At 58.3% G+C, this 18,329-nt stretch carries 20 protein-coding genes and 4 pseudogenes; 8 read left to right on the forward strand and 16 right to left on the reverse strand.

Annotated elements, in window-relative coordinates; all coding sequences use genetic code 11:
• Positions 1 to 18: 18 nt before the first annotated feature.
• Complete coding sequence (locus AB4Z52_RS14810; protein ID WP_442218689.1) at positions 19 to 210, reverse strand: hypothetical protein; 192 nt, start codon at positions 208 to 210, stop codon at positions 19 to 21.
• 257 nt (positions 211 to 467) lie between these two features.
• Here AB4Z52_RS14810 and AB4Z52_RS14815 point away from each other — a divergent pair, with 257 nt between their 5' ends.
• Both AB4Z52_RS14815 and AB4Z52_RS14820 read left to right on the forward strand, forming a co-directional pair.
• Positions 468 to 1,055 (forward strand): helix-turn-helix domain-containing protein, encoded by a 588-nt coding sequence (locus tag AB4Z52_RS14815; protein ID WP_442218690.1) that lies wholly within the window; start codon positions 468 to 470, stop codon positions 1,053 to 1,055.
• A 179-nt stretch (positions 1,056 to 1,234) separates the two neighbouring features.
• Positions 1,235 to 1,525, forward strand: a pseudogene (locus AB4Z52_RS14820) (alpha/beta family hydrolase); the annotation flags it as partial.
• Positions 1,526 to 1,792: 267 nt separating this feature from the next.
• Here the strand turns inward: AB4Z52_RS14820 and AB4Z52_RS14825 are convergent.
• The 10 genes and pseudogenes from AB4Z52_RS14825 to mntR all read right to left on the reverse strand — a co-directional run bounded on the left by AB4Z52_RS14825 (position 1,793) and on the right by mntR (position 8,800).
• Positions 1,793 to 2,170: a DUF983 domain-containing protein gene (locus tag AB4Z52_RS14825; protein ID WP_442218691.1), complete on the reverse strand. Its 378-nt coding sequence runs from the start codon at positions 2,168 to 2,170 to the stop codon at positions 1,793 to 1,795.
• A 2-nt stretch (positions 2,171 to 2,172) separates the two neighbouring features.
• Positions 2,173 to 2,601, reverse strand: a complete 429-nt coding sequence (locus tag AB4Z52_RS14830) for a hypothetical protein (RefSeq protein WP_442218692.1) — start codon at positions 2,599 to 2,601, stop codon at positions 2,173 to 2,175.
• A 200-nt stretch (positions 2,602 to 2,801) separates the two neighbouring features.
• Positions 2,802 to 2,888, reverse strand: a pseudogene (locus AB4Z52_RS14835) (DUF1348 family protein); the annotation flags it as partial.
• Positions 2,889 to 2,969: 81 nt separating this feature from the next.
• A complete protein-coding gene (locus tag AB4Z52_RS14840; protein ID WP_442218693.1) occupies positions 2,970 to 3,584 on the reverse strand; it encodes a pyridoxamine 5'-phosphate oxidase family protein in 615 nt (204 codons plus the stop codon).
• A 210-nt stretch (positions 3,585 to 3,794) separates the two neighbouring features.
• Positions 3,795 to 4,016, reverse strand: coding sequence for a hypothetical protein (locus AB4Z52_RS14845; protein ID WP_442218694.1), 222 nt, complete (start codon positions 4,014 to 4,016; stop codon positions 3,795 to 3,797).
• Positions 4,017 to 4,384: 368 nt separating this feature from the next.
• A complete protein-coding gene (locus AB4Z52_RS14850; RefSeq protein WP_442218695.1) occupies positions 4,385 to 4,651 on the reverse strand; it encodes a hypothetical protein in 267 nt (88 codons plus the stop codon).
• A gap of 187 nt (positions 4,652 to 4,838) precedes the next feature.
• Positions 4,839 to 5,084, reverse strand: a complete 246-nt coding sequence (locus AB4Z52_RS14855) for a hypothetical protein (RefSeq protein WP_442218696.1) — start codon at positions 5,082 to 5,084, stop codon at positions 4,839 to 4,841.
• A gap of 321 nt (positions 5,085 to 5,405) precedes the next feature.
• Positions 5,406 to 5,582 (reverse strand): hypothetical protein, encoded by a 177-nt coding sequence (locus tag AB4Z52_RS14860; RefSeq protein ID WP_442218697.1) that lies wholly within the window; start codon positions 5,580 to 5,582, stop codon positions 5,406 to 5,408.
• A 131-nt stretch (positions 5,583 to 5,713) separates the two neighbouring features.
• Positions 5,714 to 7,762 (reverse strand): transketolase, encoded by a 2,049-nt coding sequence (tkt, locus tag AB4Z52_RS14865; RefSeq protein ID WP_442218698.1) that lies wholly within the window; start codon positions 7,760 to 7,762, stop codon positions 5,714 to 5,716.
• Between the two features lie 516 nt (positions 7,763 to 8,278).
• Positions 8,279 to 8,800, reverse strand: a complete 522-nt coding sequence (gene mntR, locus AB4Z52_RS14870; protein WP_442218699.1) for a manganese-binding transcriptional regulator MntR — start codon at positions 8,798 to 8,800, stop codon at positions 8,279 to 8,281.
• Between the two features lie 141 nt (positions 8,801 to 8,941).
• On the opposite strand from mntR, the gene AB4Z52_RS14875 reads away from it, so the two are divergent.
• Complete coding sequence (locus AB4Z52_RS14875) at positions 8,942 to 10,303, forward strand: Nramp family divalent metal transporter (protein ID WP_442218700.1); 1,362 nt, start codon at positions 8,942 to 8,944, stop codon at positions 10,301 to 10,303.
• Between the two features lie 595 nt (positions 10,304 to 10,898).
• Here AB4Z52_RS14875 and AB4Z52_RS14880 read toward each other — a convergent pair.
• Complete coding sequence (locus AB4Z52_RS14880; protein ID WP_442218701.1) at positions 10,899 to 11,195, reverse strand: hypothetical protein; 297 nt, start codon at positions 11,193 to 11,195, stop codon at positions 10,899 to 10,901.
• Between the two features lie 175 nt (positions 11,196 to 11,370).
• Between AB4Z52_RS14880 and AB4Z52_RS14885 the strand changes: the two genes are divergently transcribed.
• Both AB4Z52_RS14885 and AB4Z52_RS14890 read left to right on the forward strand, forming a co-directional pair.
• Positions 11,371 to 11,649: a type II toxin-antitoxin system ParD family antitoxin gene (locus AB4Z52_RS14885; RefSeq protein ID WP_442218702.1), complete on the forward strand. Its 279-nt coding sequence runs from the start codon at positions 11,371 to 11,373 to the stop codon at positions 11,647 to 11,649.
• Between the two features lie 2 nt (positions 11,650 to 11,651).
• The gene (locus AB4Z52_RS14890; protein ID WP_442218791.1) at positions 11,652 to 11,945 is read left to right on the forward strand and encodes a type II toxin-antitoxin system RelE/ParE family toxin; all 294 of its coding nucleotides are present in this window, start codon (positions 11,652 to 11,654) and stop codon (positions 11,943 to 11,945) included.
• 237 nt (positions 11,946 to 12,182) lie between these two features.
• On the opposite strand, the pseudogene AB4Z52_RS14895 reads toward AB4Z52_RS14890, so the two are convergent.
• Positions 12,183 to 12,704, reverse strand: a pseudogene (locus AB4Z52_RS14895) (Tn3 family transposase); the annotation flags it as partial.
• A gap of 233 nt (positions 12,705 to 12,937) precedes the next feature.
• On the opposite strand from AB4Z52_RS14895, the pseudogene AB4Z52_RS14900 reads away from it, so the two are divergent.
• A pseudogene (locus AB4Z52_RS14900) lies at positions 12,938 to 13,807 on the forward strand (acyltransferase family protein); the annotation flags it as partial.
• 102 nt (positions 13,808 to 13,909) lie between these two features.
• Positions 13,910 to 14,851: an SGNH hydrolase domain-containing protein gene (locus AB4Z52_RS14905; RefSeq protein ID WP_442218792.1), complete on the forward strand. Its 942-nt coding sequence runs from the start codon at positions 13,910 to 13,912 to the stop codon at positions 14,849 to 14,851.
• A gap of 129 nt (positions 14,852 to 14,980) precedes the next feature.
• Here AB4Z52_RS14905 and AB4Z52_RS14910 read toward each other — a convergent pair whose 3' ends face one another.
• The gene (locus tag AB4Z52_RS14910; protein WP_442218703.1) at positions 14,981 to 15,583 is read right to left on the reverse strand and encodes a cation transporter; all 603 of its coding nucleotides are present in this window, start codon (positions 15,581 to 15,583) and stop codon (positions 14,981 to 14,983) included.
• A gap of 352 nt (positions 15,584 to 15,935) precedes the next feature.
• On the opposite strand from AB4Z52_RS14910, the gene AB4Z52_RS14915 reads away from it, so the two are divergent.
• The gene (locus AB4Z52_RS14915; protein WP_442218704.1) at positions 15,936 to 16,721 is read left to right on the forward strand and encodes a YdcF family protein; all 786 of its coding nucleotides are present in this window, start codon (positions 15,936 to 15,938) and stop codon (positions 16,719 to 16,721) included.
• Between the two features lie 36 nt (positions 16,722 to 16,757).
• Here AB4Z52_RS14915 and AB4Z52_RS14920 read toward each other — a convergent pair whose 3' ends face one another.
• A complete protein-coding gene (locus AB4Z52_RS14920; protein WP_442218705.1) occupies positions 16,758 to 17,567 on the reverse strand; it encodes a CheR family methyltransferase in 810 nt (269 codons plus the stop codon).
• 360 nt (positions 17,568 to 17,927) lie between these two features.
• The gene (locus AB4Z52_RS14925; protein ID WP_442218706.1) at positions 17,928 to 18,308 is read right to left on the reverse strand and encodes a hypothetical protein; all 381 of its coding nucleotides are present in this window, start codon (positions 18,306 to 18,308) and stop codon (positions 17,928 to 17,930) included.
• Between the last annotated feature and the right edge of the window lie 21 nt (positions 18,309 to 18,329).

Raw genomic sequence — 18,329 nt, forward strand, 5'->3', positions numbered from 1 at the left:
GTCAGTGCGAAGTTCATCTCACTGTTTTTCTGGAACGGCCGCCGCGGCCAAGGGTACATACACACGTGCCTGCGGATGTGAGCTTTCGGTCAGTACGCCGCCGGCGACGAGATAGCCGGTGATGCCGAAGATCGAAAGCAGTATGACTGCAATCGGGAAGCCGGTGGCCGCTCTATATTCGGGTATGTCACTAAAGTCCGAGTTTCGCATTGCCTTCTCCATTGGTGGGATTTGCTCCCAGAACAGGAGCAGCGCTACGGAGGGTATGGCGGCCGCGGTTTAGCCGATTGCATCATAGTGGCGTGGTTTGAACAATCGGGCGGTTTCCGAAGCGTGAGTTGGCGCTCCCAACAATGGCCGTCGACATGGACCATGGTAGCGTCGGTACCAATGTATATGTTCCCACGTCGCGCCCCATGCTCCTATGATCGGCCAGAAATAATCGACTGATGCCTGGAGGATAGATCATGCTTTCGGCCACGCCCAGTTCTCTGCCCGCCCCAATCTATGTCAAAGCGGGCCCTGGCTCTCGCGGGTTCGGCCACGATATCGCACCAGACCTCCTCAAGTCTTTGCTCAAAACGATCGTCGCCGGCTGGGATCTCGAGGAAAACGCGGCTGAAACGTGCGTCGACCTCGCGATCGAGTTCATTCACATCGAGAGTGCGAGACGTTCTTATTCGCAGAGCCTTTCGTCACCTTATGTCGGCGGGCTTGCTCCATGGCAAGCTCGCACGGTGACCCGCCACATCCGCGAAAACGTCGAAAGAAGCATACCCCTATCGATACTTGCCGAACGCGCAAATCTAAGCTGCAGCCAGTTTCGGCGGGCGTTCAAGACCTCTTTCGGCGACACGCCTCACGCATATATCATGCGCCAGCGGATACTGCGGGCCCAAGACCTGATGCTTTCCACCAGCGAGCCACTTAGCGAACTTGCGTTAAGCTGCGGGTTCGCCGATCAGTCACACTTTACTAGGCTGTTTGTCCGGATGGTAGGCGAGACTCCGAACAACTGGCGTCGAGCACGGTTGCGTCCATTGCGGTCGGAATAAGTCGCTGGACGGGCCTGGATTTCGCGTCCATCGCTATTTGACATTCAGTCATTTCCAACAGCTCGCAATTGCTCAGATGTCAGCTAGCCAATCGGAAGTGACAATAGCCGAACAAGGTTTATCGGCGCGATATGTTCTGCGTTCGCGCCGTTTTCTCCATCCGCGAGCGATGGCTTTCGATATGGACGAGCTTCTTGATTTTGGGTCCGAACGACGGGCGCGCCACCATGCTCTTGGCCCCCGGGGCCGGCGGCGCAATGAACTTCGCCGGCATGAACGGTTCGGCTGCGGCCCTCGCCGATATAGGCTTTCGGGTGGCGCGCTTCGAATTCGACTATATGGCAGCGCGCCGCGTTTCGGGTGTTCGCCCACCGCCGCCGAGAGCCGAGACACTCATTCCGGAGTATGAATCCGCGATCGTTGATCTCGCCACGACCGGAGCGCTGATCATAGGCGGCAGGTCCATGGGTTGGTGAAAGAAGGTCTCAGGTTTCACGGCAGCCGATCATCTGACGACTATGTCTTACTGGGGCAGTTTGCGCATCGTCCGCCTCGCATTCAATTCGGGTCCGGTCCTTCGACCTCATAGCTCACTCCTCATTGGTGGGGGCCGGAGGCTGCACGACGCTGGATCGCGCAACGGAGCCTCCGGTGGAAACCAGGCTCAAGTCGCAGAGCGGCACCCCGTCGCGCTCGGTGTCACCCGCCTTGGGCCTGGCGGAGCTTGCAAATCCCTTTCAGCCTGGGTCGATGTGGCCCTCCTCCGCCTTGTGGAAATACTGCGAGCAGACGAGCCAGCCCTTAAGTGGACGCAACAAGACGACACAAGCGCCGACGGTAAGCGGAAGCGTGATAATCAGGTGCATCCAGAGCGGTGGTTCGAATGTGAATTGAAACCAGAGGGCAAAAAGCAACGCCGGCACCGCAGCTATGCTCATGGCAAAGAACGCGGGGCCATCGGCAGGATCTGCGAAAGAGTAGTCGAGCCCGCAGACCTCGCACGAGGTCGCAAGCCTCAGATATCCCGTGAACAGATGGCCACGCTGGCACCGAGGACACAGCCCCTTGATGCCTGTCAGCGCCGGGTTGGTGGTCTCGTCGTATTCTGAATTCATGGTCAACCCTCCAGTCGACGGTGTGTTTTCTCTCGTAGCTGCCCGGTCTTGCCGCAGGCGAAACTTCGAAGCTGTCTTCGATTATTTGAAACCGACCTGTTCTTTGCGCTGGCCGGGGTCAGGACAATGACAAACGCGGGATTGATGATCGGTTTCGTGGCCAATACTTCCGTCGATAGCCGTCCCAAAATCACGGCGCATTCCTCGACCCCAAAGCGGGAGTGCCGAATGAGCGTCCTGCTGTCACGGATAAAATTTGCTACCGCCGACCGCACTGCTCGCGTTCCGATCCAAGAAAGCCTACCTCTGTCGCCTTCGATCTCAAATGACATGTCCTCGGTTAAGCCCTCGGCAATGGCTTCGGGCGCGACTCCACCTTCGATCGCCGCCAGCAGCGCCTTGGCGATGGCAATGTTGTTTTCTCGGCTCATATCGTTCTCCTGGCTGAAATCACGGCTCGAAGGAATTTGGGCTCGTTACGCGATCGGCTCGAATCGATAGGACATGCCCGCTCTCTTGACGTAACCTGTTCCCGGATAAGGGAAGTGATAGCTTAGAAGCTTGATCCGATCGGTCGAAGCACGGTCGAACATGGTTTTTCTCGTTGCGATCGCGACGGGCGAATCGAGGTCGAAACCTTGACTTTGTCTCGGCTGTTCCAGCCATCTTCGGCAAGCCTGACCTTCTCAATTGCGGCTACCAGAGTGAACGGCGGCAGCGGTGGACGCGACGTTGAAAAGCTCCTTTTCTAGATTGATGGCTAGCTTTCTGGGCGAGCCGCCAAGCGTTTCTTGATCTGCTATGTCTCTCTCAGTGACCAAAGTTCCGCTTCCAACTCCCTGATGCGGGCGTCCCGGAGCTCGAGCATCTTCGCTACCTCTGGAGCCTCGAATCTTAGCGGGATATGCTGAGGGCAATTGGCGTCCCATGCATCGACGTGGAAAACGATCGTCTGTTCGGGCTTGGCATTGTAATCCTTGGGCATCAGCCGCGCGACCAGCGCAGCATCGTTCTCGACGACCCGTGCCGTTCCCCAGATCTTCACACGCTGGCGACTGCCATAGTCGATGAGGAACAACTGCGCTTTGTCGTTGTCGAGCAGATTGCCTTGCGAAATGAACTGCCGGTTGCCGGAGAAATCGACAAATCCCAGCGTCTTTTCGTCGAGCACGCGCAGGAAGCCGGGTGGTCCTCCGCGATGCTGCATGTAGGGCTGGCACTCCTTGTTGGCCGTCGCCATGAAGATGCTGATCTGACTTTCGATGAACTCCTTCAGGTCCGGCGTAATCGTGGTCATCCATCCGCCACGCTGTTCGACGCGCGAATAGGACTGGCGCGACCCCTTTCGGGCCTGAATCTCCTTCACGGACGGTGTGAAGGCGACGTCGCTTGAATATGTCTGTTGCTTTCCCAAACGGCACCTCAGCGGTCTCGGCTACACGCCTTGGTAGACTAGCCGCGTCAACAGGGTGGGCGATATAACGAACTGACCAAAAACCGATTCCCATTCCGCCGTCGGTTTGGCAGCGATCGTCTCATCGACCGAGCGGCCAGAGGCTTTTTGCGCCGTCGAGCAAGATCCGCATCGGACGGCCAGAAGCGGCCCTTACCGCTTGGAGCGCGATTACACCTGGGCGGCGGGCCAGTCGTTGGACGGCTCTTCGATTGCGCAAGTCGTCGCGTGGTCGGCTGGGTCCGGATCGCGTGCGTAGGCAGCCCGGAATGTGCTGATTTCGCTGACGATAGCGTCGTAGACGTCGCTCTGGTTCGCGCCGCCGACGACGAACGTGTCGACGAAATCCTCAAGTTTCAGACGCAGGTCGGTCCTCCAGCTGTCGTCGTTCAATGCCGTTCCCCCCACGTCTGGAGGCGAACCCCATGGCATAGCAGACCCCATGTGGGGCGATGCGAGGCCGTTGGTTGCGTGGGCGCGGCACCTTCGTCAGGTTCCGGATCGGGCAGCGGTTCTTCCCTGGGACGGCGGTCAGGATCGGACGGCGGGGTGTCGAGTGGCGGTGGAGATGCCGGGGGCACAGCAGGTTCGAACGGGACAGACATGGAAACTCCTCCTCGATGGAGGCGAACGCGGCAGACGTTTCGAAGTTCCTATGAGAGACACCCGTCGATACCAGTATCTGAGCGGGATTCTGTTCCTTGCCATGGCATTCTTGCCTTGTGGAAAGACACCATGGCGGGGAACATGATTTTGACCCATCAGTGATTGTCGCCGGGAAGCGCATCGAAGAAGAGGTGGACCTCCGCGATCACGCCGTCTCTTGCGACAATCACGTCCGTGCCGGCGTACTCCGGAGGCACACCGGACCTACCGGACACCCACTGGATTCGTCCAGCTGTACCAAGCAGCTCTTCCGGTCCGACGATTACAAAATACTGGAAGTCCGGATGGGTGGCTCGGATCACGCTGGCAATGCGAGCGATCTCGTTGCGCCCACAAATAATGCCGTGCGGTTCACAGAACACGGCGTCCTCAGCAAAGTTTTTGTCGACCGCGGCCTGACGGGCGATATCGTTACATTCGCCGAACACGTCCTGGAGAGGCTGATGACGCCGTCAGAAAATCCGACAATGGGCCAATTCGAACGAGTGGATAGGCGCGAAGCTTTGATCCAGCCTTGCACTGTCAGTCCGGCGAAGTGCGATCAAATCATCACGTCGCATTTATCGAAGGAAGGTAGGAAAGTACTTCCGTTCGTCGCTTGTCGGGAAGAGACTGAATGTTCTGCTTCCAGAATGCATCGGCCTCCGGCGCGTCCGGTTCCCAGCTTCGGGTGGTCAGATCGTTGTCGTCCATGACCAGCAGTCGCTTTCCTCCCAGATGCAGATATTCGTCGGCAAGCTTCTTTGTCAGCGGGTCTTCCACCGCAGCATGCGCCCGCGTAAGGGTGTCTTCCATCTCGGCGATCCTTGCAATTACGCTGTAGGCTCAACAAACGATCGAACAGGAAGTTCCGTCGGACCGCGATTTTTGCACAGCCTTTGAAATCGTGCGGAGCTCGCGAAACGGCGAAAGTGCACGATGACACCAGCCACTACCATCGTTGACTGCCGTTATCATGCGATGGTCGGGATGCGGATACGCAAGGGCCGAGATCAGGGCCGACTACGCATGCCTTCAGCGGATACGGTTGAAAACTCGAAACTTCAGCGGCACAAAGTTTGAAGATCCTGACGCGTGGGGAGTGCTCCCTTCCAAGAATTCTGGGGCGGAATGGTTTCATCCCCCTTGGCGCGAGGCCTTCTGCGCATCGAGAAATCCGCATCCCCAATATTTGGCAGCATTGCTCCCCTCGGCATGAGGGTTCTTTGCCTCGTCGCCCTCGGCCTTGAACGCTCGCGCACCCGCGTCATAAGCCTTCTTCTGCTCCTGAGTTGGTTTCCCCGGTTGGTCCATCTGGTTTTTCCTCCTTGGCAAAAACACCGCTGAAGCGCTGAGTTGGGTCAGCGTCAAAGGATGGTGGCCGCAACAACTTGCCGGCCCCCATGGGCTCAAGGCTCAAGCCGCGCTCGCAGCGGCGGACACTCTTAACCTGACGCCATCGCTTGGACAGACTCTCGCCCGGCTCGGACGACCGCGTCGGCTGTGATGTCGAACTTCTTGTAGACATCTTCGATCTTTCCCGAAGCGCCGAACCGATGCATGCCGACAAAGCGCCCCTCGAGGCCGAGATAGCGATCCCATGAATCCTGGACCGCCGCCTCGACTGCGACCCGCGCCCGGCCGTCTCCCAGGACGTGACGCCTGTAGGCCGCGTCCTGCTCCTCGAAGAGCAATCGACAGGGCATCGATACGACGGCGGTGGGAATACCCTCAGCTTGCAGGACTTTGCGCGCCTCCACGGCAAGCTGCAGCTCTGAACCGGTGGCCATGATCGTCAGGCGACGTGGGCCGGCCTCGGCCTCCTGCAGCACGTAGCCGCCTCTGGCGCAGAGGTTCTCACTACTCGTCTCCCGTCGAAGCAAAGGCATGGGCTGTCGCGAAAGAGCAATCAACGCTGCGCGGCGCGGGGCATCCAAGATGGCTTCCCAGCATTCGGCCGTCTCGATCGGATCGCCGGGTCGATAGACGGCAAGCTGCGGGATGGCCCGCAACGCACTCAAATGCTCGATAGGCTGGTGGGTCGGCCCATCTTCACCCAGACCGATGGAGTCATGGGTCATTACAAAGACGGTTCGGATTTCCATCATCGCCGCCAGCCGGATCGATGGCCGGCAGTAGTCGGAGAAAGTCATGAACGTGCCACCGTAGGGGATCAGTCCCCCATGCAAGGCTATTCCGTTCATCGTTGCTGCCATACCATGTTCGCGAACGCCATAATGTACGTAAGACCCGGAATAGATTCCGGGAGTGATCTCCACCTGGTTTTTCGCCTTGGTGTTATTTGATGGCGTCAGATCCGCCGAGCCGCCCAGCATTTCCGGGATGGCATCGAACAGGTGATTGAGGACCACGCCGCTGGCCTGACGGGTGGCGATGTCCTTGTCGCTTCCCAGGAGTTCTTTCTTGGCCGCCGCGACAGCCTCGCGCCAATTGGCAGGGAGTTCGCCGCGCATCCGTCGTTCAAAATCGAGGCGATGATCTTCCTGAGTGGCCTTCACCCGATCCACCCAGGCCATTCGAGCCTTGCGGCCCTTTGCTCCGGTCTCACGCCAGTTCGTCAACAGGGGAACCGGTATCTCGAATGGACCGGCTGTCCAATTGAGAATTCGACGAGCTCCGGCTATCTCTTCATCCCCAGGCGCGTCGCTGTGAGCCTTTTGCGTTCCGGCTCTTGTTGGAAAGCCAAAACCGATGATCGTGCGGCAAGAAATCATGGATGGCCTGTCCGTGACCTTTTGAGCCTCGATGATCGCAGCGCGGATGGCGTCGGTGTCGTGACCGTCGATCTCTTGAACGTGCCAGTTCGAGGCGCGAAAGCGCGCGGCCTGGTCGTCGGATACCGCCAGGCTTGTGGCACCGTCGATGGAAATGGAGTTGTTGTCGAAGAAGGCGATGAGCCGGCCGAGTTTCAGATGGCCGGCAAGCGAGATTGCCTCATGACTGATACCCTCCATAAGGCAACCGTCCCCCATGAAGACGTAGGTAAAATGATCGACAAGATCGTCGCCGAACTTTGCATTCATGATCCGCTCGGCCAGCGCAAAACCGACAGAGTTCGCCAAGCCCTGCCCCAAGGGACCCGTGGTGGTCTCTATACCGGTGGCGTGGTGGTACTCGGGATGGCCAGCAGTCCGGCTGTCGATCTGACGGAACCGCTTGATCTCGTCGATCGTCATGTCCTTGTACCCGGTGAGATACAGCAGGCTGTAAAGCAGCATGGAGCCGTGCCCGTTCGAGATCAAAAAGCGGTCGCGATCGAACCAATGTGGATCTCCCGCATCGAACTTCATGAATTCGGAAAATAAGACGGTGGCGATATCCGCCATGCCCATCGGCATGCCCGGATGGCCGCTCTTTGCCATTTGCACCGCATCCATCGAAAGAAACCGGATACAGTCGGCGAGATCCCGCAGATGCGGATCCCGTGGGACGGGAACTGTCTTCTCTGGCGTAGCGGCCGATATGTCCTGCATAGTCATGCTCCCATATACGTTGATGCCTGAGTGATCCAGTAAGCGATGCCGGTGGCGCGTATTTCAGTGACATATAGCTCGAACGCGAAATTCCAACGGCGCTTGGAAAATGGTCGACGTATTCGCAGGCATTTGCTCTCGCTTACTGATTTGGCATCAAGCGAGAAGCTTCAAAAGCGCTGACAAAAACGGCCGCTGGTCTTTGAGAACCTTGCTTTTTGCATCGGAGATAAGAAACCACCGGGCGCGATCGACCTCCGGAAACGTCCGGATGACGCTGGAGCGGGGCGGCCACTCAATCTCAAATGAATTGCTGACCAGGACTCGAACGCCTTAATCGTCGCGTATCGCCAGGCAACGACGGTCTTGCCGCTGGGCTGGCGAAGTTCACCGAGGAAAACGACCGAAGGCTACGGGCTGATGAGCGTCGACCTGCTGCTGCGCATCAGCCGCGTCGAAAGACGAGAACCCTGACATCGAACCGTGCCCTTGCTGTTCCACGTCGGAGATGAATCCTCATTTTCGTTTTGCACTCATGGCTGCTTTGAACGCATTCAAGGTTTCGTCGCTGACGTAGTGTTCGATGCCCTCGGCGTCGATCCGCGCGATTTCGATACTGACGCCGATGGAAACGAGGAACGCTTCAACGATCTGGTGTCGTTCGCGGCTCTCTTGCGCCACTTTCTGGCCCGCCTCGGTTAGAAACACACCCCGATAAGGCTTGCGGTACACCAGGCCTTCCGACGACAACCGCATCAGCATCTTGGCGACAGTCGGCTGAGAGACGCCCAACCGGGCGGCGATATCGACCTGGCGGGCCTCTTGGCCGTCTTCGATCAAATCAGCGATCAGCTCGACGTAGTCCTCTACCAAGGCACTTTGCCGGGCGCGACGCGCCTGTCGGAAGCCCTCCGAGTGGACATCCGCATCCGGCAGCGCATCCCGCCTGGAAATCAAACTGCGAACCGCTGGCAAATCGACACCCCCTTCATTCGTCCAACACGACGCACTCATCATATGCTTCGGGCGTTCATACATCCAGCGGCCTTCAGGAGCACGCACTGGCGCTTGTTAATTTCCAAACCACAAAAAAGCAACGTCAATACAATATAGCATATTGCATATTCTTGCGGCCTGGGCCATTTTGCATTTCTCGATGGGCGTAATCGCAGGGACCCAATGGATTCGGTAACAAGAGACAGTAGGCCAGCATCATCAAATTGGGCCTTTGCCAAACCGGAGGACGACCACAGGCCAAGCCTGCCCGAAGTCCACGCTTCGATCCCCGTGCCGCATGGGGGCACTTGGATAAGGCGACTGCTGGCCTTTATGGGGCCAGGCTACATGGTCTCGGTCGGCTATATGGATCCCGGCAACTGGGCGACCGATCTGGCTGGCGGCGCTCAGTTCGGCTATACGCTGTTGGTCGTCATCCTTCTGTCGAACGCCATGGCGATCCTTCTCCAGGCTCTGGCTGCCCGCTTGGGAATTGCGACTGGCCGCGATTTGGCTCAGGCCTGTCGCGACAGTTTTTCGAGGCCTGTGAACCTCACGCTGTGGCTGGCATGCGAGCTTGCGATTATCGCCTGCGACCTTGCAGAGGTGATCGGCACTGCTATCGCATTACAGCTCTTGTTCGGTATTCCGCTGATCGGTGGCGCGCTGATCACCGCGCTCGACGCGTTCTTACTTCTGCTGCTCATGAACCGCGGATTTCGCTACCTTGAGGCGTTCGTTGTCGCACTGCTAATCGTTATCGCGGTTTGCTTCACGATTCAGATTGCGGCTGCAGCGCCGCCAGTCGCGGCGGTCTTGCACGGTTTTCTGCCGTCGTCCGAAATCGTGACCAACCCTGCCATGCTTTATATTGCTATCGGGATTATCGGTGCGACGGTGATGCCGCATAATCTGTATTTGCATTCCTCTATCGTGCAGACCCGCGCATTCAAGCGGACGGAGGCAGGTCGGCGGGACGCGATAAAATGGGCAACGACAGACAGCACCATTGCGCTGATGCTTGCCCTTTTTATCAATGCCGCCATCCTGATCGTCGCTGCGGCGGCATTCCATGACACCGGCCACCAGGATGTCGCGGAGATCGGACAGGCGTTCGAGCTGCTGTCACCTCTACTGGGGCTTGGTATCGCCTCGATCCTGTTCGCGATCGCGCTTCTTGCATCGGGATTGAACTCGACCGTCACCGCGACACTGGCTGGCCAGATTGTCATGGAAGGGTTTCTTCGACTGCGGATTCCGAACTGGGCTCGTCGACTGTTGACGCGTGGCATCGCGATTGTTCCTGTCGTGGTCGTCACTGCATTCTACGGCGAGAGTGGGACTGCGAAGTTACTCGTGCTCAGCCAGGTCGTGCTCTCGATGCAGCTTCCGTTCGCGGTTATTCCGTTGGTGCGGTTCGTATCCGACCGGAAGAAGATGGGTGTCTTCGTCATCCCGTTCTGGCTGTCCACGCTGGCATGGGCGATTGCGGCTATTATCCTCGCGCTGAATGCCAAGCTGCTGTTCGACACCATATGGGGATGACAATGGCTGTCCTCTCAAATGGGGTCCGGCCGGGCGTCAGTCGGGCATTCCAGCCGAGCAGCTTTCTCTCTTGCACCTCTGGGGGTTACTGGTTGTAGGGTCGTCCAAACCGGAAGTACGACCGACTATGGCGAATGACCATCACGAACACGGCCATGGGCTCGGGCGTATTCACGCGCCCGCGAACTATCGGCCAGGCGTTCGCGATAGGCGTTGCGATGCGCGGATCGGCATCGTCCATGCATTTGAACGGACTTTAGTGGACCGTGGAGGAAACGAGAGGGGTAGTCCTCATGTCCAACTCCGCGATCAAGCCGGCGGACAACTTTTCAAGGTCTCGATGCCCTTCGCAATACAGTCTAATTGCCACGGCGTATACTTCATGCGCTTCGCGAACGTTGTCCGGCTTGACACCATTATGAGCACACCATGCTCTCACCGCTTCGGCCATTATTTTGAAATCTGGTTGGTAAAAGGGCTGGCAAAATAACATTGCGGTCCTCCAATCTTGTAACTCGCGAAGGAAGGCACGACCCTAGCACCCCTCGAGATATCGTCAAAGTGTCGAATGTTCCGACCGTGTTCCAGTCTAGAATCAATGAGCGGCACTCGGGGTGATGATCCCCAGCCTGCCGAGGCAGCTGACGAACATTTGGACTGCTACAGCCCAGAACGTATGGCAGTCCGGGCAAGACCAAAGGGAATAGGTCTCCGCCTCATGGCTCACCACGGCGGTCTGCAGCGCTTCCATAATCTTCTTGCCGTCCTCGATCGACAAGCCTAGGTCACCATCAAACAGACGCTCCCAGCTCTTGTCCATGCCCACCTCCCTTCGGCAAATGTCACCGAACTGATTTCTGCCCTCGACCGTGATCGTCCATTCCACTGCCATCGTCACCTCCTTCATCGAGGCAACCGAGATGGCCCAGCCGGCACTAACAATTCGTGTGCACCCCAGCAAGTTACCGGTCCCGAAACCAACACTTTGTCCTCCCAGCTATATCTTTTTGCTTGCTCGTGGTACGCTAAATGCATACCATAAGAACAAGTCAGGAACGGGTTTTCCTATGGCAAATGTCGAGAAAATAACCATCGCACTCACTCCTGAGATGGCGGGCTTCGTTCGTAGCGCCGTAGACGCTGGCGAGTATGCCTCAACCAGTGAGGCGATCCGCGACGCAGTGCGCGAATGGAAAGAGCGGCGCGATCTGCTCGGCTACACCGTCGAAGAGCTGCGCGAGCTGGTGCAGGAGGGCATCGATAGCGGACTGAGTTCACGCGCCTCGATGGACGATGTGAAAGCGGAAGCTCGCCGCCGGTTTGACGCTTCGCGGCGTGACGCTTGATTGTGCTGCCGATTATCCGCACCAATCGCGCCGACGAAGACTTGATCACCATCTGGGCCGAGATCGCCGCCGACAATCCGAACGCCGCCGACCGCGTGCTCGATGCCATCGAGGCCCGCTGGCAACAACTAGCCCAGCACCCTTATTCCGGGATTGCACGTGACGACATCGCGCCGAACATACGGCATCTGGTCGCCGGCCAATATCTGACCCTATATCGCGTCACCGACGAATGCGTCGAGATCATCCGCGTCCTGCATGGTCGTCGGAAGATCAGCCGCGATATTGTCACGTAGGACGTTGGAGAGATCATTATGCCGACTTCCCTCAGCGACACCTTCTCCCGACTTGCCACCCGCGATAACCGACGCACTGAAGCGGAGATACAGGCCGATGTGCGTCAATTCAGGTCGAGCAGACAGTTCCTGCCTCAGAACAAACCGGCTTTGGCGGCCCGCATTCTCTAGTCCGGTGGGGGACGGGACAAGAGTAGTTCAAAATCCTGCGCTCTAAGGCCGAACGAACGATGAACATCAGGCTGCGCCCAGGATCGGGGCGGGAAGCCGCAAAAGTCTGAAGTCTTCCGGAATCTGCTGCTCGGCATCCCAGGAACAGATGCCGGTGAGGTTTATGTGCTCCTAACTGAGCAGTGAGACGTGCTTGAGCAGCTCGTCGGCAATGTTCCTGCCCTGTTGGCGCAGATGGGCGGTGGCACGGCTGAGATAGACGATGTTCCACTGCACGATGGCGCTGACGACGAGATTGAGGCTGGAGGTCCGGAATGCCTGACTGTCAAAAGGGCGATCCCGGATTTCACCGCGCTCGTGGAAGAACACGGCGCGCTTGAGCTTATGGGCCGCTTCCCCCTTGTCGATACCTGCCTGGCATCGCCGGCGCAATGGCGGGCTCGAGTACTATTCGATCATAAACAAAGTTCTTTCGATGCGGCCGAGTTCGCGGAGCGCTTTGGCCAAGTTGCTGGATTTTGATGAGGCAAACAGCCTTTTGAGGATTGCCGAGGGCGCGACGGTGCGCGGCGTGATCGACGCGGCCACCGTCGTCCACTGATCGGGCGCACGGCGAGGAAGAAGCTGCCGAAGTCGAACGGGCATGAGAAGCTCCTTGTCTTTGGCGGACCCACACAGCAAATGCCGCGGGTCGTCGCTTCGAAAAGGAGGCCGCAAGCAGCGGTATACGGCGGCCTGTTCGTGAACTTACGGATTTGTAAGACGTTAGGAAAACCGACACGGACGTACCTTACAAACTTGTAAAGCCTCTAGGCGGCTTTGTCGGCGTCGACGTGTTTTTTGTCATCTCCGGCTATCTGATGGCGTCGCTGATCATCGGCGAAATCGACCGGGGGGAATTTAGCCTTCTGCGGTTTTACGAGCGCCGCATCCGGCGCATTTTCCCGGCCCTGTTTGCGATGGTCGCGGTCTCGTCACTGATGGCATGGTTGGTATTCATGCCGGTCGAATTCGAGTATTTCGCACGCAGCGTGAGGGCGACGGCGCAATTCATTTCCAATATCCGCTTCGAGAAAGAGAGCGGCTATTTCGACATGAGCGCCCAGTTGAAGCCGCTGCTTCACACCTGGTCGCTGGCGGTCGAAGAGCAGTTCTATATCGTTTTCCCGGTGGTGCTTGTATTGCTTGCCAAGCTCGACCGGCGACGGACGCCGTGGGTGCTGCTCGTTCTCCTCGTTGCCTCGCTAGCGGCCAGCGCCTGGTATGTGCACCGCGCCCCTGTCGCTGCCTTCTATCTCTCGCAGTTCCGGGGCTGGGAAATGCTCCTCGGCGCTCTGCTGGCGTTTGATGTCCTGCCCCAGCCGACACGTCCTGTCATCGGCGAATGCCTTGCAGCTCTCGGCATTGTGCTGATTGGCTATGCGGTTTTGACCTACAGCGACAGCACGGTGTTTCCTGGTCTCGCCGCACTGGTTCCCTGCCTGGGTGCGGCGCTGGTGATCCACGGAGCAGCGACAGGAGGACCCGCTGGTCTGCTCCTCAGGGCACGTCCCGTGGTGTTCGTCGGCCTGATTTCCTATTCCCTTTATCTCTGGCATTGGCCGCTGATCGTATTCACCCGCTATTTTACCGGGCACATTCTTTCGCCGATGCAAGGCGTGTTGCTGGTCGTCGCCTCGCTCGTCGTGGCTGTGGTGTCCTGGCGGTTCATCGAACAGCCTTTCCGAGGGCGCTCAAGCCGCATCGCTCGCCTGCCGCTATTTGCGGGGGCCACCACGGTGGTCGTCGCGGCGGTGCTGTTCGGTGGCTATGTCACCAATCAACAGGGACTGCCCGGACGCCTTCCTGCGGCAGCCCGCGAGGCCTATAGCGCCACCTACGACCTCAGCCGCTTTTCGAGCTCTGACTGTTCCATCGACACCAACGGTAGCGGACCATCCCTTGCCGACGTCCGTGCGGGCAAGCTTTGTCAGCTTGGTGCGGCAGGCAATGGTCCTATCAATTTCATTGTCTGGGGCGACTCGCACTCGGGCGCAATGGCACCCGCCATCGACAAGGCTGCCGCCGACGTCGGTATGCGCGGCCTGCTCACCGGTCACGCTTCATGTCCACCTCTGCCCGACGTCGTCTTGTCACGCCGGAACGATGCTGATACCGCGCAATGCGCGAGCTACAATGCAGCGGTGCGCGATCTCATAGCTGAAAAGCACATCCCGGTCGTGTTCATGGTCGCCTATTGGCCGAAATATGTACACGATGCCGAGCTTCCGAACGAGGGTTTGTATTTCGACCCGTCGGTTCCGCCGCCCGTCGAAGACCATTCGGCATTCATTAAGACCGCCTTGGACAACACCCTTGCCGAGCTGAAACAGCAGGGGAAGCAGGCCGTACTGGTAATGGACGTTCCAGAAATGGGACGTTTCGTGCCGGAGGCGCTGGCCAAGGCGTTGATGACCGGCACCACCACCGATATCGCACCGCCGTGGAGCTACATCGCGGCCAGGCAGGCGCTCAGCCGTTCGATCCTTGCGACCTCTGCCGCGACATACGGCGCGACCGTCGTCGACCCCCTTCCGACAATCTGTGCCAACGAACATTGTGATGCAGAGCGCAACGGCATCGCGCTGTACAAGGACGCCGACCACATCACCGCGACCATGGCTAGCAGCATCAGCTATCTTTACGCGCCACTTTTCAAATCTTTGGCAGCCGCAGCGGCTTCGACTGGCGGATGACAAGTTGCCAATGGCGCTCCCCTGGCAGCCAAACCATCGAACCGTGGCAGGTGACAGCGCAGCCATTCAATAGGAGGCATGCCGCGACGAAATAGGCGGATCGAGGGACGGTGATATCGGCTCGCACGATCAGGGTTCGACAGTCCGATGTTCGGCGCGAGCCGCTTGCCACACCTGTCGTGCCGCATCCGCGTTCATCGCGGCGATACCGAGGCCAACGACAATGTCCGGCCATCCAGAGCGCCACAGGAAGGCGCTCACCAGTCCGGCGGCAATGATGGCGATGTTGGCGAAGGCATCGTTACGTGCCGAGAGGAATGCCGCACGGGTCAGGCTACCACTATGGTGACGGTAGCGCACCAGCATCACCGCGCAGGAAAAATTGACCACCAGCGCACCAAGTCCGGCAAGCGACAGCGCCAGCGGCGCGGGGGCGACGGGTGCCATAATCTTGTCCCATGCTGTCCACAGCGTCGCCAAGCCTGGCACGAGGAGAATGCCCGCAAGCGCCATGCCGAGGCGAGCGCGATTGCGCGCAGTCCAACCGAGCGCCATGACGATTAGCAGGTTGACCGAGGCGTCTTCAAGGAAATCGACACTGTCGGCAAACAGTGACACCGACCCGATGCTCAGCGCCACGGCGAACTCAACCCCGAAATAGCCGAGGTTGAGCAGTGCCACCCATTTGACGACCCGGTGCAGGCCGGTGTCCGTAGGAGCATGTTCTGTCATCTGGCTGTTCCTCTAGAAGACAGGCGTCAGAAAGCGCCAGCGGCGAATCGTCATCGAAAACGACCACACCAGCCATGCGGCGAGAATAGCGTGACTGCAATAGCGATCGTTGCTGACCTGGGAAAGCTGATCATGGGTGCCTTCCAGCGTCGCGAGACATTGTCATCAGGCCCAATACTCGATGTCTTCGATTGCCGTTATCCATTTCAATTCGGCAGGAAGTAACCTTTTTACGTCAACACTGAGGCTTGAGGTCTGTCAACGAGGGCCTGCGTCCGTCAAATCGAGCCCAACTACCGCCATAAGCCAAGCGAGGCCGTCGCGCGCCTCCTCATCCAAGGCAGAATGCCAAATGTTCTTCATCGTATCCAAACTTGTCCAATCCGCGCTGCTTCCTTCGAACGTAATTGCTTTGCTCGCCGTGCTCGGCGTTTTTGCGTTCATTATACGGCGCAGACGCCTAGCGATGGGGCTGCTTTGCATATCAACGGTGCTGTTGATCCTGGCAGGCTGGTCGCCGCTCGGTCCCGCCCTTGTCATGCGACTTGAAGACCGCTTCCCTATTCCGGAGCTGCCCGCTTCGATTACAGGAATAATTATGCTTGGAGGGGCCGTCGACACACACATCACAAGCGACAGAAAGAGCTACGCGATCAACGACAATGCAGAGCGGATTTTCGAGACCGCCGCCCTCGCCAGGCGCTATCCAGAGGCGCGCATCATCCTTTCCGGTGGTGCCAGTCACCTCATCATCGGGGAGCCGCTGAATGAATCCGAGATTGCCCGGCGCATTCTGATCGATCTGGGTGTTGCGCCGGCGCGGATCGAAATGGAGGAGCGGTCGCGTACGACGTTTGAGAATGCCACGCAGAGCATTCTCGTCGCCAAGCCGATTTCCACAGATACCTGGCTGTTGCTGACCTCTGCCTATAGCATGCCTCGAGCCGTCGCATCCTTCAGGGCGGCCAACTTTAGCGTCGTTCCATATCCGGTCGATTACCGCACGCGCCCCGCTGATCTGCGCCGTCCCGTCAGTTCGATGGCGGGGGGTCTTGAACTCACGGATATCGCTGCACATGAATGGCTTGGACTGCTCGCCTATCGCCTGGCCGGTCGGACCGCAAGCACTCTGCCTTAAGATCACTTCCCATAGTGCGATGAGGCTGTGCACGCGCTAGCAGTGTCCGCGCCTGAAGATCACCGTGTAGCGATATTGCCAGGTCGGCTCATTGCGGTGAAAAGGTTCGTGGCTCCAGCGCACCCATGGCCAGCCTCGTTTGGACGCATCCGCTGTCCAGATCTCCTCCTGCCACAACAACACGGGTCTGAAGTTTGATGCCTTTAAAATGCGCGTCTTCAGATCCGTGTCGATGCCTTCGACAACAAGGAGGCCTCCAGGTTTGACCAGCCGCATGACATTTCCGAGACATGCCTCGGCCATGGTGTCTTCCATCGGACCGATGAAATTGTTGGCAATGACAATGTCCTGCTTGCCAACCACGTCGAGGAGAGAGTGATCGGTGGCATCGGCCGTCAGCCAGCAGACGTTCTCGCGCAGCCAATCGTGAACCCGCATCGTCCCATCCGGCATGAGTTCCAGGATGCCACGAAGTTCATCGATGTCCTGGGTTGAAACTTCGGCGCGACCAGCCAGATAGAGCCCAGCTTCTCCAGCCGAAGCGTCGGGACGATAGAGGCCGCGACGTGCAACTTCGACGACACCTGAGGAAATGTCAGCGCCCCGAGCCAGGATCGTTAAGTCCGGTCGTGCTCGACGGAGCAGATATAAGGCCGAGTAAAGCTCAGCTCCCGTACTGCATCCGATTGACGCCAGGCGCACCGTCGATCCTTTGTCGAAATCGGCTAGAAGATTCGCGAGAACTTCCAATTGCGGCAGATTTCTCATGAAGTGCGTGTGGTGACTTTGGATGCGCACGGCATTCCGGCTGAAGTTTTGATAGATGAATCGACCCGTAAATCTCATGGTGTCGGTTTCCATCATGGAATTTGGAATCCTGCCCCATAGGGCCCGACATAGTTTTCGCGGGGTCCGGCGGATGATATCGGTGAGGCTTGCGACATTGCTTGGCATGAGGGTTCTCCACGGTCCTTTGCACTCACACGTCCAATTGGGTGGAGCGCGGAGCACAACTATTGAGAGCTAGATCTGCATCTTCACCGCCCGTTGGTGGTGCGTTGAGCAACGGCGACAGACGAAGACCCATCAATTGCCCGAAGACCCTACGGGGCTTAGTCCTGCAGACGGTCTTCAGAATGTCTTGCATCAGCAGGCAGGGCGGTTGGGGGAGGATTCTCACCCATTGCCGGCGTGCAACACTGCAAGTCAAGCGATCGGCGGGCGCTGGAGATTTTGGGGAACGACGGAGGCCAGCTCCCGGAAGTCCGCGTTCGCCTCGATGTTGGTCTGGCGAACGAAACGAATGGTGGCGATAGGCGTGAGAATCGCCAGGATCGAGCAGGTCGTACGGCAGCAATGTTTGATTTTGAAATTGCCGTCGTGGTCGTCGTGGGTCGACCGCGCATCAACGATGATACAGTCGGACGTCATGCCATTTACAGCAACGACCACCGCTGAGGAGGTCCGGGCACCATGGGTATCGATAGCGAATGCGTCGTTGTCGGCTCCCGCGCCGGACACAGCAAGCGAAAGTACGATCGCAAGTTTGATCACATTCAGCACGAAAGAGGCTGTTCGCTTTCCCATGCGATAGCATAGGTCTGTCAA

The sequence above is a fragment of the Rhizobium sp. 2YAF20 genome (assembly GCF_052114685.1).
Lineage (GTDB): Bacteria > Pseudomonadota > Alphaproteobacteria > Rhizobiales > Rhizobiaceae > Rhizobium.